The sequence below is a fragment of the Paraburkholderia sp. RL17-373-BIF-A genome, assembly GCF_046030175.1.
Classification (GTDB): Bacteria; Pseudomonadota; Gammaproteobacteria; order Burkholderiales; family Burkholderiaceae; genus Paraburkholderia.
Genome location: NZ_JARESO010000024.1, coordinates 1 through 14,116, shown reverse-complemented (window position 1 = coordinate 14,116; position 14,116 = coordinate 1). Strand labels below are relative to the sequence as shown.

Here is a 14,116-nt window from a genome sequence, read left to right as displayed (position 1 = left end):
CGTATGGACTCTACCCTCAACAAACGCCACATGGCTCAGTGCAAAGCAACTTTCAATGCCGGCATCGAAATGGACCGTCTATCTCCCCCTCCCTTGAACTCGTTTGCCGACGTAGCCCGAGCCGTCGATTGGGCGCTCGTCACGCGGCGCAGCGTCCGTGCTTTCCTGCCCACGCCGGTTCCTCGCGAGCAAATCGAGTCCATCCTCGACGTGGCTCGCTTCAGCGCAACTGGCGTCAACATCCAGCCCTGGCATGTGCATGTCGTGACAGGCGCGATGAAGTCCCGCCTGTCTGCCGCCATCAACGAAATCAATGACGATCCTGGCCGCAACTCCGGCCTGGACGAGCCCTACGATTACTACCCGCGCGAATGGATCGCACCATATGTGGATCGCCGGCGTGCGGTTGGCTGGAACCTGTATGGCCTGCTAGGCATCGAGAAGGGTGACAAGGAGCGGATGCACGTCCAGCACGGTCGCAACTACAGCTTCTTTGATGCACCCGTGGGCCTGTTCTTCACGGTTGACCGGGTCATGCGTGAAGGAAGTCTCCTCGACACGGGGATGTTCCTGCAAAGTGTCATGATCGCCGCCCGGGCGCGGGGCCTCGACACCTGCCCGCAGGCGGCTTTCAACAAATTCCACCGTGTCATCGCCAGTGAACTGTCCATTCCCGACAACCAGATGTTGGTGTGCGGAATGAGTCTGGGTTATGCGGATCACAGCTGCATCGAGAACACTCTGGTAACGGAGCGCAGTCCGGTAGGCGATTTCACTACTTTTTATAATCAATGAATGGAGACAAAGTCATGAGTGCAACGGCCTATTCTCGAGGACTTGAGAAGAACGCGGCAAACCACGTTCCATTGACGCCCTTGACCTTTCTCGATCGAACCGCCGACGTCTATCCGAATCGAACCGCGATCATTCATGGCGACTTCCGGCAGACGTGGGCGAAAACGCGCGAGCGTTGCTATCGCTTCGCGTCGGCGCTCGTTCAGTTGGGGATCGTACCGGGCGACACGGTGTCGATCATCGCGCCGAATACCCCGGCCATGCTTGAAGCCCACTTCGGCGTTCCTCTCTCAGGGGCCGTTCTCAATGCCATTAATTGCCGCCTTGATGCTGACGGCATCGCATTCATTCTGCGCCACGGAGAATGTAAGCTCCTGCTCGTGGACCGCGAATTGGCTCCTCTGGTCGAGAAAGCATTGCAGTCGGTTCCCAATCCGCCGCGCGTGATCGACATCAACGATCACGCAGCACCCGACGGCCCCGCCATCGGGGAAACTGATTATGAGTCGCTGCTGGCGAGCGGTGATCCGACATTTGCAGGCCGCCGCCCGGTCGACGAGTGGACGCCGATCGCCTTGAACTACACCTCGGGCACCACTGGGGATCCGAAAGGTGTCGTTCCGAGCCACCGTGGCACCTATCTGATGAGCCTGTTGCAAATGACGAACTGGCCGCTCCTGCGTGCGCCGATTTACCTGTGGACACTGCCCATGTTCCACGCGAACGGCTGGTGCTTCACATGGGCGATTACGGCAGCGGCAGGAACGCATGTCTGTTTGCGCAAGGTGAATGCCGCGAATATTCTCTCCGCCATCGCCGAACACGGCGTCGATCATTTTTGTGCGGCACCGATTGTCCTCGCGGGCATCGCGAGCGTGCCCCAGTCGGAACTGCAGCCGTTGCCTCATCGTGTGCGGGTCCTTACCGCCGGCTCGCCGGCGCCGGCAGCGGTTCTGGAGGCCGTTGGCGCCATGGGTTTCGACGTCAACCACGTCTTCGGAATTACCGAGGTCTCCGGCACCCCCATCAGTTGTGCATGGCACGACGAGTGGGATACCTTGCCGCCGGAGCAACAAGGGAAATTGAAAGCGCGGCAAGGTGTACGTGCGGCAGCGTTCGAAAAAATGTCGGTCGCCGATGCCGCGACGCTTGAGCCGGTGCCCGCCGATTGCAAGTCTTGCGGTGAGGTTCTGGTCCGGGGGAATACGGTAATGATGGGATACTTCAAGAACCCCGAAGCAACGGCGAAAGCTTTCGGCGGCGGCTGGTTCCATACCGGAGACCTTGCCGTCGTCCATCCTGACGGCTACATCCAGATCACGGACCGCTCCAAGGACGTCATCATCTCGGGTGGAGAAAACATATCGTCCGTGGAGGTGGAGGAGGTCATCTATCGCATGCCGGGCGTCCTGAACGCCGCCGTGGTTGCGCAGCCGGATGACAAATGGGGCGAGACTCCTTGTGCGTTTATCGAGCTGAAGCCCGATGCTCCGAGCATCACGGAGGAGGATGTAATCTCGTTCTGTCGGCAGCGACTGGCGCATTTCAAATGTCCACGTCGCGTGATTTTCGGCGAATTGCCCAAGACCGCTACCGGGAAGATCCAGAAGTTTCGTCTGCGCGAGCAAGCGGGCAGCCGGGTAGCGATTACCAGATTGGCCGGATGAAGCTGTTGGTCCGCTAAGCGCACCATGCGCTGTAAAGTGCGAATACACTCAAGTGTGGCTGTAATCGCGCGTATTCGTGGACGAGCTGGTCACGGTGCTTGAGATGGAGGTAAGGCGTGCAAAGCTTCTCAGGGACAGAGTTCGATCTTGGCTCCTACGCGTTGGTCGATGAACCGTTGCCAGAGCCCGATCACGGGGAACTGCGAGTTCGCATCGAAGCGACGGCTCTTGGTTTCGTTGACGGGCTGATGATGCAAGGCCACTATCAGATCAAACCGCGCTTGCCTTACGTCCCCGGCGGAGAAATTGCTGGCGTGGTTGACGCCGTCGGTTCGGGCGTGACGGGGCCACTTGTCGGTGAACGTGTCGTCACGTGGCAACTGGGGGGAGGCCTGGCGGAATACACGGTGGTTGACGCCGCTGACGTGGACATTGTCCCGGGCGGCCTACCGATGCCCATTGCCGCAGCCATGCTGGTCGACTACCAGACGGCACACTATGCGTTGTTCGATCAGGGACGTTTGACGGCCGCCGATACGCTGCTGGTGCTTGGAGCGGGTGGTGCGGTGTCGTCGGCCGCCATTCAGCTAGCAGTGCATGCCGGGGCTCGCGTGATTGCGGCGGCTTCGAGCGAGTTCAAGCGTAAAGTGGCATGCGAGCTAGGCGCAGTGGCTGCGATCGACTACAGCCTTCCAGATTGGCGCGAGACGCTCAAGAGAGTGGCGTCAGAAGGCGTCGACGTCGTACTCGACCCTGTCGGCGCAAACATGTTGGAGCCGGCATTCCGCTCGCTGGCCAAAGGCGGCCGCTATCTCGTGATTGGATTTGCGGGCGGCGCCATTCCGTCGCTTCCGGTCAACCTGGCGCTTCTCAAGAACGCTACCCTGCATGGGGTCGATATACGGTATTTCCTCGCCAGCCGGCCGGAACAAGCGCGGCGTGTACGCACCGCACTGTTTTCGATGGTTGCCCGCGGCTACCTTCGACCACCTGCGACCATCACTTTCGCTCTCGCGGACGCAGGGGACGCTGTGCGGGCAACATTTGACCGTGGTAGGCGCGGGAAAATAGTTGTGCTTCCCAACGCGGCCCGTCGGTGAGCCGTGCTGGCTGACGCATGCGCTCCATGCCGAGGGTTGCTCATCGGGCGCCAGTAACCGCCAGAGTCGGTCCTGAAGATTGTCTGTCGGCTTCGCGGGTTCGCACGTGCAGAGATGTCAAAGGATTTCCGACCTGCTTGTCCGCAGCCGCGCAGACCGGCCTGCTTTGCTACAGCAACTCCGCCACAGCCAACCGTTGGCACTTCACTTGATCTTGACGACGACCTGGCCCTTGGCGCGTCCCTGGGCCAGGTATTCAAGCGCTGCCTTTGCTTGCTCAAACGGAAGTACCTTGTCCAATCACAGGACGGATGCGTTCTGACTTGAGCAGTTGGCCGATTTCGGCGAGATGATCGCCATCGGGACGCGCAAAGAGAAATGAGTAGGTGAGTTCCCGCTTCTTCGCAAGGCGCTTGTTCTTGCGGCTCATCAACCTGAACACGAACGTCAGGACGAAGTTCAGCCCTCGAGCGCGAGCGAATGCCGCGTCCAGCGGCCCGACCAGAGAGACCATCGTCCCACGCGGCTTGAGGATGTCGACGGATTTCTCTAGCGCGCCCCCCCGGACAGTGCCAAGCACCGCGTCGTATCCCTCCTTCTATATGATCTTGATGACGACCTTACCCTTTGCACGTCCCGTTTCGACATAAACCAAAGCCTCCCGGGTTGACTCGAATGGGAAAACCCGATCGATCACGGGCCTTATTGCACCTGCCTCGATGAGCTTGGCGATGTGGCCTAGCAGGTCTCCATCGGCACGCATAAAAAGGAATGAATAGCTGACGTCATGACGTCTCGCCGCCTTTCGGATGCGATGGCTTAGAAAGTGCATCGCCGCTTTCAGGAACCAGGAGGCACCCATCTGTTTAGCAAATTCAGGATCGGGTGGACCTGCGATCCCGATGAGCTTTCCACCCGCCTTGAGCACTCGCAGTGATCTTTCGAGCGTATTTCCGCCCTGCGTCTCCAGCACCAGGTCGCAGTCTTTCAGCACGGCGGCAAAGTCGTCTTTCTTGTAATCGATGACGATATCCGCGCCAAGTTGCTTCATCAATCCGGCATTCGCGGCGCTCGCTGTCGTCGCGACGGTCGCGCCCAGATGCTTGGCCAGTTGAATGGCAAAGGTGCCAACGCCGCCCGAGCCGGCATGTATCAGTACCTTTTGCCCTTTCTTCAGTTGCCCTTTTTCGACCAGCGCTTGCCAAGCGGTCAAGCCCACCAGCGGGATTGAAGCCGCTTCTTCCATAGTGAGTGTTTTGGGCTTGAGGGCTACGCCGTCTTCCTTGACCGCGATGAATTCCGCGAAGGTGCCGATCCGATCTTTGTGCGGTCGCGCATAGACCTCATCGCCCGGCTTGAATCGCCGCACGCGCGATCCAACGCGGACAACAACTCCGGCCAGATCATTGCCCAAAATCAGCGGCAAACGATAGGGCAAAATGAGCTTGAACTCTCCATCCTTGATCTTTGAATCGAGAGGATTCACGCCAGCGGCGTGAATCTGGATCAATACGTCGTCCTCACGTAGCTCCGGAACCGGCATATCGCCGGCCCGTACGCCATTCTTGCGTCCATATCGATCGACGACGAATGCCTTCATCATGGTTCGTTGTTCCTTGCCAGTTTCACGTTGCGTTAAGTAATTCCGTCTACGTTGTGAGCCGCAGATCTTTGCGAATGCCGGCGTCTACCACGCCCGCGGGCGCAAATCTGCGTAGCAATCGCAGACGGCTGGCGAGTCCACCGGCTGCGTAGCGGAGTTTCGGACGAGCCGCGAGAGCCGCCTGCAGTACGGTCTCGGCCACAATCTCGGGACCGTCAGCACCCTCGACCACCTCCTTGACTCGCTTATCCACGGCCGAGCGCACCTCGCGGTACTCGTCGAGGGGGGCGTCGGGCGCCATGAAGTTCGCGTCGAAAGGCGTCTTGATGTAGGCAGGCTCAACAACCGATACCCGGATGCCCATTGTGCGCAATTCATGGTCGAGCGACTCTGAATACCCTGCAACCGCGTGCTTGGTGGCGGAATAGAGCGCCATATAGGGCATGGGTAAGAAACCCAGCACGGAGCCGATGTTGATGATGCGGCCGCTACCTTGTCGCCGCATATGGGGCAATACGGCGCGCGTCATACGGATAATCCCGAAGAAGTTCGTATCGAAGATCGCACGGGCCTGGTCAAGCGAACTCTCTTCCGCAGCGGCAGGGGCGACGCCGAAGCCAGCGTTGTTCACCAGCAGGTCGATGCGGCCGTCTAGGCGCAGTACTTCCTTGACGGCAGCTTCGACTGATTCTTCGCTAGTCACGTCAAGAGGCAGCATCTCGAACGTCCGCTGGCCGGCTTGTGCGCCGCGTCGGCTCGTGCCATAGACCTTGTATCCGGCCTTCGCAAGACGGTTTGCCGTGGCTTCGCCGATGCCTGACGAGGCGCCCGTCACGAGCGCTATTCCGTTTTTCATAATGTCTTTCCGGTAGTGAGGAATGTCTTTACATGGTTGGTCGAGCGTTTATCTTGTCGAAAATATGATAATCGTCATATTTATGGTCCAGCAAAAACGCACGCCGGATGCGCGCAGTTACTCCTCAACGGGTGCGAATTTTTTTAATGCGGCTTCAAGAAAACTGTCCGACAGCTTGGGGTCGTCGACGGCGCGTGCCAGCACCATGGTACCGACCATGATGGCAACGGTCATAAGTGCCTGTTCATGCGAGCTCGGTTGCCCCCAATCGGGCAATTGACGAGCAACGACATCGATCATCTCCTTGATGCGGCGGGTGGCCGCGCGTCGCACGACCGGCGCCTGGCGCGGCATCTCCGAGCCAAGGGCGGAGACCGGGCAGCCCGTTTCTATGGCTTCACGATGCTCCTTCGACAGATAGGCGCGCACCATCGACGGCAATGCCTGCTCCGGCGGCACAGATGCTGCGATTTGCTCCGACAGGGCCACAGCCTCCGAGCCGGCGCGATCGGCAGCTTCGGCAAGCAGCGCCTCGCGCGACGGAAAATGGGCATAAAAGCCACCATGAGTCAGGCCGGCCTCCTTCATGATGTCTGCCACGCCCGTCCCGTCATAGCCGCTGCGCCGAATCGCGCGCGCGGCAACCTCGACGATGCGCTCGTGTGTGATTTCCTTGCGGCTGGCGGGTTTCCGATTTTTAATCGATGACTTTTGCATGATGGCCATCATATCCGATTTCGGCACAATTTGCAGAACGGCGTAATCTCGATGCAGGTCAAGGCCTCCACTAGGCAGCGTCAGCGCGCGCTAGTCGCTTCAAGACACGGAGCCCGAGCTCGGTGTTTCGTGTCCGTGGTCTTGGTAGGTCTTGCAGTCGCGCTTCCCGGCTGCCACAAGCGAACTGACGATTTCTTGTTGGGCTTACACCTGGGTGACCGCCTTGCCTCGAAGCGGACGTATAGACTACGCGGCACCGAACGGCTGATAGGGGTCGCGTGTCGCCAATCGACGACCGGCAGTGACCGGCCCAGTTAGAGACGATCGGCGTTCCGATGAAGATTGTCGACAATCGGAGCTTGGCAGCGTGTGCGTGTTCACCTCGGTCCATTGCGACTGTATTTTCGCAGTTGGGCGGACCGTCTTAGAGACCCGGGCGCCACGGGACCGAATTGTTTCGGTCGGCGCATCCAGTTATCGGCTTTTGCAAGGGCTGGGTCGAATCGCCGATCGCCAACGTCGCTGTTCTTGGACCGGGCGGTTGAAATAAGGATGGTCGCCCGCTGCATGCAAGGATATGGATCGCAACGGTGAGAGGCCATCCGTGCCGGTAAGGGCGGTAACGATTGCGGCCGACAAAGAAGGGCACATCCAGGTCGCCGTCAGTGTTGCTCGCCAGCGGTGCCCTGCGTACAACCAACACGATTGGACGTTTGCATCATCGCAGCGTTATTGGCATGTCACACTCACATTGGAGATGTCGCCGTCCGGGACGGTGCCGGTGCCGTTCGTCACTACGCACGTCCGCGTTGGTGGGATCGGTTGCGCCGAGACCGTAACTGAATAAGCATCACCGTATCGCACCTTCGTGGGAAAGTTGAAACTGCCGTTAGCTGCGAGAGCGAGGGAATTCGCGCCGTTGTTTTGCAGCGTGATGGTCGTACCCGGTGCGAGGCCATTCAGGGTGCCACCCAGGGTATGACTGTTTGGGGTACAGACGATGTTAACATTTGCGTCGGCGGGGCCGTAGCCGCTTCCATCCTGGTGGTAGATAGTGCATGACTGCCCGACCGGCTGGGTTAGAACCGTGACGCTAAAGTTGCGGGAGCTGTCCACCGTGTTGTTAAACGAAAATCCTCCGTTGTTGCTCAGCGTCAGATTGTCGGTGCCGTTGTCTTGAAGGGTAACCGAACTGTTGGCGAGAAGCCCGGAAAGGCTGCCACCGACCGTATAGCAAGTGCCCTCGTACAGACAGTCGGAACCACCCCCGCACGAAGACAATGTCAGTGCTATCGCGGCAGCAGCCAGATACGGGTGACAACGAAACAGGTGATGCGCGCTTTCGGCTGAGGAGTAAGCGGAGTTCATCTAGATCAACCTTAGGTCTGCATCAAAAGGGCTACCTTGCGTCGTTGGGCAACGCGTCTGTCGGCGCTCGACGATCAAAATAAGGTTCGTGCGGGGAACCGACCGCGCCGCACCGGAATCATCACGACCTATGCTCACACCGGGCAGGTCCACCGTCGGCGGCCATGTCGGCTGTCTCAAACCGCACGCTTCGATCGAGGCTTGTCGAAGCTGCGCCGGCGAGAACAGCGCACAACACTTCAGTCGTCATTCGGAGCGTCGTTTGACACGCCAGCGTGTGGAGCGCAGTCGTGAAACCTGTGCGTATTGCGCAGAGCGCGAGAGCGGCTGGCTTACCCGGCAACCTGTGAATAAATTATTACCAAATCATTACGAAGGCTATGCTTCGCATCCGTCCACGACAACCGGGCAAACCCGAGGGTGCATTGCAGCAAACCGTTTTGTAACAAACGCTGTCGCTGAGCTGGCGCCGGTTGAACCGGCCAGGACTTGCAGAGATTTCGAATTGATAAAGTTATTTCGGTTTACGGATCCGCCAGCGACTCGCCGCCTTTGCGGATGAGCGTCACAGGCCCGACCTGGTCGCACTATTCAGCCACCCGGCCAGCGAACGTACCGAACGAAGCACCGCCGTGCTGAACGCGATCACCCTGCTGCCCGGTCTCGCCGATGCGTAACCGCAGATCACCGACGACATTGGTCAGTGGCTACGTCCGCGCGCCGTGCGGGTACTGCGCGCCCACGGCGTCCTGACGCTCGCAGACCTCACCGTGCGCGTGCCGCGGCGCCGTCAATGGTGGCGTGCCATTGAGGGGCTTGGTGCAGCCACCGCAATGCAGATAGAAGCATTCTTCGCCGCCTATCCCATTCTCACGGAGCGGGCCCGTGCGCTGGTCGTCAGTCAGCTGCCCGCCGTGCACCCGCGAGATGGCGCGGCCCACGATGTCCTCGCGTCGTGGGAGCGTATTCACGTGCCGCCCGCTGTCGATGGCACCGACGGGACCTTTCGCGCGCCGCGCAGCGCCTGCACACTCGACGCGAACAACGACTACGAGGCGGTGCACGCGTGGCTCTCGCTGCATGAGGCGCCGACGACACGGCGCGCCTACCGCAAGGAGGCGGAGCGGCTGATTCTCTGGGCCATCGTCGAGCGCGGCCGCGCGCTGTCGTCGTTGACCACCGAAGACGCAATTGCCTATCGCGCCTTTCTCCTGGCCCCGTCGCCGCGCGGGCGCTGGGTGGGGGCACCCAGGCCGCGTCACGCACCTGACTGGGGTCCTTTTGCCCGCAGCCTTTCGTCGCGGTCGGCGGCCTACGCGCTATCGGTACTCGGCGCACTGTTCCGCTGGCTGATCGAGCAGCGCTACGTGCTCGCCAATCCCTTTGCAGGCGTCAAGGTTCGCGGACGCACACGGGTGGCGCCGCTCGACACGTCCCGCGGCTTTACCGACAGCGAATGGCAGTTCGTGCGTTCGATCGCCGATGGTCTCGAATGGTCTTACGGCTGGGAGGCCGCCGCCGCGCAACGACTGCGCTTCGTACTCGATTTCGCCTACGCGACCGGGCTGCGCGCGGGCGAACTGGTCAGCGCGACACTGGGCGACGTTGTGACCGATGCGAATGGCGATCACTGGCTGCGGCTGATTGGCAAAGGCAGCCGGCCGGGCAAGGTTGCGCTGCCGCCGCTCGCGCGACACTCGCTAGAACAGTCGCTGCTGCAGCGCGGCTTGCCGTTGACGCCCGCGCGCTGGCAGCCGAAGGTTCCGTTGCTGGCCAGACTGGGCGACGAAACAGACAGTGCGGCCGGTATCACTCCTGCCCGGCTATGGCACGTGATGCACCGGTTTTTCCACCAGGCGGCTGGATTGATCCAGGCCGATCACCCACCCCTTGCAGAAAAGTTGCGCCGTGCGAGCCCGCACTGGATGCGGCACACGCATGCCACGCATGCGCTTGCGCGCGGCGCGGAGCTCACGATTGTTCGCGACAATCTGCGTCACGCGTCGGTTGCCACGACCTCGATCTATCTGCAAGGCGACGAAGTGAAACGCGCCCGCCAGCTCGATGTGGCTTTTGGCAGGCGCACTTGAGCAGGTGTCATTCGGTATGAAATGACCGTGAGGATGTTCGGGAGCAGAAAGTCGATGGACTTGCCGGACGCTCGCCTGCGGCGTTGCACGTGCTGGCCGCCCGCCGCAGGCTATAAACGATTCGCAATGGGCGTATTAATGGCCCCGCCACGGCAACAAGACCGATCAGACCCAACGCAACGCCCCAGAATTTCCCCTGCCCCCATGCAGGACGGTTGTTGGCTCGTCGTAGCGGGCGCAGTTGCCATTGACGGTTAGTTGCGTTGTTAATCGAGGGGCACCGCTCGAAGTGGGTAATGTCTGGAAGCAAAATCGTCGCGCATTTCTGACGGTGCAGCCTTTGACGTTCGGCGCCTTCTTTCTTGGGGGATGCAAATTCGTCGACGTACTAAGCTGCATATCTGACCGAGCGGCAATTCGTCGATCGGAGCAACGCAGGATATGTTCACAGCGCCGAAAGTCGGAAACTCGGCCATTGCGGACGGTGGCCGATCAAGAGCGCGCGGCCGTTCCAGGTCGCTTTGCCGACATTCGCGACTAGGTACCGGCGCGTGTCAGCCTTCCCTATTGACGAGTGAGTATTCTCGGCAAACAAAAGACATTAGCCTTCGGTCTTATTGCGACATTCGGGCGGCGAATTCGACTTTGTGTGGTATCGATCTCGATGGGTCAGGGCTTGGGGCTCGCGTCCGTCTCGGAGGCCCGCGCCAGTGCTTGCGTGTCGATATACTCCCGGATTTTCGTCAGTTTGCCATTTCGAACGGTAGTGACGAAGACCCAGTCGTCCCTGAACGTCCTATTCGTAGCTTTGATTTCCCCCGTAGCGACGCCGACGACGAGAACCCGGTCTCCCTGCGCCACGAATTCGGGGGGCTCTGGGTATGTCATTTCCACCTCGTCGGAAGCCTTCTGAAGCACTTCCGCCAATCCCGCGTGCCCGCGGTGCGTGCCGGCCAGCGGCCAATCCTCGCCCGGAATGATCCACTCGATATCTTCAGCAACCAACGCCAGCACACCTTGCTTATCGCCGCTGCCTATCGCTGCAAAGAAATCCTTCACGATCTGAATATTCTCTTCGATGCTCATTGAATCTCTCCATTTTCCTTTTATCGGATCGTGTCCGATCTAATCGGCTACCTTGTGGATCTGCCGGTGAGGACGGGGCGTCAGATGATCTGGCGCGCGGCTTACTGCCGGCGTCGCCCTCGCTTCAATCAAACTGTGGTTGGCCCTTTGTCCACGAGGCAGGATCGCATCGAAATTTGCGATCACGATTCATCAGTCGAACTTGACCAAATCCTTAAAGATCAGTTGCCCCCAGCTATTTCCACGCGCGTGCACAAGCAGTCCACCTTCCGAAAGCGCACCAAGTTTGATCGGCGAGAAACCGAGATCTTCCGCAAGCGCACCGATCTCCGTTGCGGCGCCGTCATCGTCGCTCGCCAGGAACACGACTCTCTTGCCACCATGTACGGCCGGATCCTGGTCCAGGACGGCAGCGCCCAAATGATTGAAGCCCTTAACCAGTCTTCCACCAGTGAAGGCCTGCGCGACGGCCCTGGAAGAAGGTTGTCCACCCAGATCCTCAGGGAGCACGCCGTAGGCATTGGTCACATCGACGATGGTCTTGCCCTGCCAGGTAGGCAGCGCCTTCGCGACATCCCGGTGCGCCTCGAAACGGACAGCCAAAAAGACGATGTCCGCCTTGACCGCTTCCGCCAGTTCTTTGGGAATGATCGTGGGTCCGATCGCGGCCGCAGTGGATGCAAAGCTTTCCGGGTCGCGCGTGGTTGCAACGGATACTTCGATGCCGCTTCGGGCAAACGCCCTGGCAAGCGCCTGGCCGATCTTGCCGAAGCCAACAATTGCGTAGCTCATATATTTTCCTTCGGTGTGCGACGCCCGACGGGCTCCAAATATCGAATGGAGTGACCGGCGGGCGTAGCCTGTCAGAGTTGCGCAAGGCCGCCGTCAACGGCAACCTCGCTGGCGGTCATGAAGCTGCTGTCCGGCGACGCGAGAAAGGCGGCCACCGCTGCGATCTCTGCCGGATCGGCCATGCGCTGGAGCGGAGTCATCGAGGCGAAGACCTTCTGGCCCTCCTCGCCTAGCGCTTCCTTCGCGAGTTCGGTCGCCGTCGCCCCGGGCGACAGCACGTTCACCCGGATGCCGGTGCCCTTCAGGTCCTCCGCCCAGGTCCGCGCGAGGTTGCGCACTGCCGCCTTGCTCGCGCTGTAGGCGCTCATTGCCGGGGCGCCCGTGGTGCCGGCGCTTGATCCGGTCAGGATTATCGAACCGCCCTTGCCCATCAGCGGCAGCGCCTTCTGGACCGTGAAGATCGTCCCCTTCACATTGGTGTCGAAGGTTTCGTCAATGTGCTCGGCGGTGATCTTGCCGAGCGCAAGCTGGCTTCCCGCCCCGGCATTGGCGAAGACGATGTCGAGGGTTCCGCGCTCGGCCTTCACCGCCGCGTAGAGTCGGTCGAGGTCGACCTCATCCGAGACCGAGCCCTTTACCGCGCGGGCATTGGGCCCGAGCTCGGCCACAGCGGCGTCGAGCGCTTCTTGTCGGCGGCCGTAGATGAAGACGAAGGCGCCCTCCTCGATGAAGCGCTTTGCAGCGGCGCGGCCGATGCCGGTAGCGCCACCGGTGATCACGGCGGTCTTTCCATTCAGTCTGTTCATGTCATGCATCCTTCGTTGAAGTTGTCCGGAAGCAGGGATCTGTATTCGTGGACCACATGAACACATAGAACCCGAACCCTTTGACTGTGAGTGCCAAAGCAAAAGCGACAAACACGATTCTGGACGTCTTGATTCATGAAGCCAATTGACTAAATATCTATGGGTGCCATCTACTCTTTGGATATGTATGCTCGATAACGTCACCATCAATCAACTTCGGGCCTTCGTTGCCGTGTGTGACCAGGGAAGCTTTTCCGGGGCTGCACGGGAGCTAAGGCGTGCACAGTCAGCGATCAGTCACGCGATCAACGCGCTCGAGAGTGCCTTCGATGTGTTGCTGTTCGAACGCAACGCCCGCAAAGCCACGCTTACAGCAGCGGGCCGTAGCCTCCTGCCTGATGCTCGCGGGGTGATCTCACGCACCGAGGAAATGAAGATGCGCGCGGTTGCGATTGCTGAAGCCGGGGTGCCACAGGTCTCGATTGCCGTGGATACCTATTTTCCGCGCGCGCACCTGATTGAATGCCTGCGCAGGCTGCAGTCGGACTTTCCAACCGTTGCAATCAATCTGCGCATGACGACCATGCAAGGCGGCGAGCGCCTGGTTCTCGAAGGAACGTGCGCATTGGCGGTGACGATCACCGACGTGCCGGAGCTGAGCCCGGGTACCATAGAAAGGCAGCATTTATGTGAAGCGCAAATGGTGACCGTCTGTGCGCCATCGCATCCGCTGGCCGCAATCGCGGGGCCGATCCCGCGGGAGGAATTTGGCCGGCACATCCAGCTCGTCGTAACCGACAATCAGCCCGATGCGGAAAAGACACAACATGGGGTCGCCGGTGAACGCCAGTGGCTGGTGAATGACCTCGGCGCGAAGCACGATTTGCTAAGGGGCAGCTTATGCTGGGGGCACATGCCGCATCATGTGGTTGCGGAAGACCTCGCGAACGGAACACTTGTCGAACTCCAACGGCGCGCATGGCACATGCGCGCCCTCACGTTCATGATCTCGCAGCGGCGCGGGTACTCGTTTTCCGAATGCGAGACACGGCTGGTCGAACTCCTTGGCAATCGTCATCGCTTCTCAAAGGGTACCAGCAAGCGCTCCGTCTCACGCAAAGGCAAAAAAGCATGAAGGCCCGCCACGCGTGATACGAGGTCGATCAAGATCTCCGGCCGCTTTTCGAATTGCAACGGCCGTGAATCGATACAGTTGAATCGTACTGGAGGTTCAAC

11 protein-coding genes and 2 pseudogenes are annotated in these 14,116 nt (G+C 60.1%); 5 read left to right on the top strand and 8 right to left on the bottom strand.

What is annotated here, in order from left to right; translation table 11 throughout:
- Window positions 1–30 precede the first annotated feature (30 nt).
- The 3 genes from P0D80_RS26905 (at window position 31) to P0D80_RS26895 (ending at window position 3,562) form a co-directional block, all read left to right on the top strand.
- The gene (locus tag P0D80_RS26905) at window positions 31–795 is read left to right on the top strand and encodes a nitroreductase (protein ID WP_408178777.1); all 765 of its coding nucleotides are present in this window, start codon (window positions 31–33) and stop codon (window positions 793–795) included.
- 14 nt (window positions 796–809) lie between these two features.
- Window positions 810–2,462, top strand: a complete 1,653-nt coding sequence (locus P0D80_RS26900) for an AMP-binding protein (RefSeq protein WP_408287855.1) — start codon at window positions 810–812, stop codon at window positions 2,460–2,462.
- Window positions 2,463–2,578: 116 nt separating this feature from the next.
- Window positions 2,579–3,562 carry an NADPH:quinone oxidoreductase family protein gene (locus tag P0D80_RS26895; protein ID WP_408287852.1) on the top strand — a complete coding sequence of 328 codons (984 nt, stop codon included), beginning with the start codon at window positions 2,579–2,581 and terminating at the stop codon, window positions 3,560–3,562.
- Window positions 3,563–3,766: 204 nt separating this feature from the next.
- Here the strand turns inward: P0D80_RS26895 and P0D80_RS26890 are convergent.
- The 5 genes and pseudogenes from P0D80_RS26890 to P0D80_RS26870 form a co-directional block, all read right to left on the bottom strand.
- Window positions 3,767–4,154 (bottom strand): annotated as a pseudogene (locus P0D80_RS26890) (zinc-binding dehydrogenase); the annotation flags it as partial.
- Between the two features lie 6 nt (window positions 4,155–4,160).
- Entirely contained in the window at window positions 4,161–5,162 is a 1,002-nt protein-coding gene (locus P0D80_RS26885; RefSeq protein WP_408288036.1) for an NADP-dependent oxidoreductase, read from the bottom strand.
- A gap of 49 nt (window positions 5,163–5,211) precedes the next feature.
- A complete protein-coding gene (locus P0D80_RS26880; protein WP_408178749.1) occupies window positions 5,212–6,021 on the bottom strand; it encodes an oxidoreductase in 810 nt (269 codons plus the stop codon).
- A 117-nt stretch (window positions 6,022–6,138) separates the two neighbouring features.
- A complete protein-coding gene (locus P0D80_RS26875; RefSeq protein WP_408178748.1) occupies window positions 6,139–6,750 on the bottom strand; it encodes a TetR/AcrR family transcriptional regulator in 612 nt (203 codons plus the stop codon).
- Between the two features lie 717 nt (window positions 6,751–7,467).
- Window positions 7,468–8,106 (bottom strand): hypothetical protein, encoded by a 639-nt coding sequence (locus P0D80_RS26870; protein ID WP_408178747.1) that lies wholly within the window; start codon window positions 8,104–8,106, stop codon window positions 7,468–7,470.
- Between the two features lie 530 nt (window positions 8,107–8,636).
- Here P0D80_RS26870 and P0D80_RS26865 point away from each other — a divergent pair.
- Window positions 8,637–10,196, top strand: a pseudogene (locus P0D80_RS26865) (site-specific integrase); the annotation flags it as partial.
- 669 nt (window positions 10,197–10,865) lie between these two features.
- Here the strand turns inward: P0D80_RS26865 and P0D80_RS26860 are convergent.
- The 3 genes from P0D80_RS26860 to P0D80_RS26850 form a co-directional block, all read right to left on the bottom strand.
- Window positions 10,866–11,282 carry a nuclear transport factor 2 family protein gene (locus tag P0D80_RS26860; RefSeq protein WP_408178746.1) on the bottom strand — a complete coding sequence of 139 codons (417 nt, stop codon included), beginning with the start codon at window positions 11,280–11,282 and terminating at the stop codon, window positions 10,866–10,868.
- Window positions 11,283–11,474: 192 nt separating this feature from the next.
- Window positions 11,475–12,074, bottom strand: coding sequence for an NADPH-dependent F420 reductase (locus P0D80_RS26855; protein ID WP_408287846.1), 600 nt, complete (start codon window positions 12,072–12,074; stop codon window positions 11,475–11,477).
- Window positions 12,075–12,145: 71 nt separating this feature from the next.
- Window positions 12,146–12,880, bottom strand: a complete 735-nt coding sequence (locus tag P0D80_RS26850) for an SDR family NAD(P)-dependent oxidoreductase (protein ID WP_408287843.1) — start codon at window positions 12,878–12,880, stop codon at window positions 12,146–12,148.
- A gap of 187 nt (window positions 12,881–13,067) precedes the next feature.
- Between P0D80_RS26850 and P0D80_RS26845 the strand changes: the two genes are divergently transcribed.
- On the top strand, window positions 13,068–14,015 hold the full coding sequence (locus tag P0D80_RS26845; RefSeq protein ID WP_408287840.1) for a LysR family transcriptional regulator: 948 nt from the start codon (window positions 13,068–13,070) through the stop codon (window positions 14,013–14,015).
- Window positions 14,016–14,116: the final 101 nt, after the last annotated feature.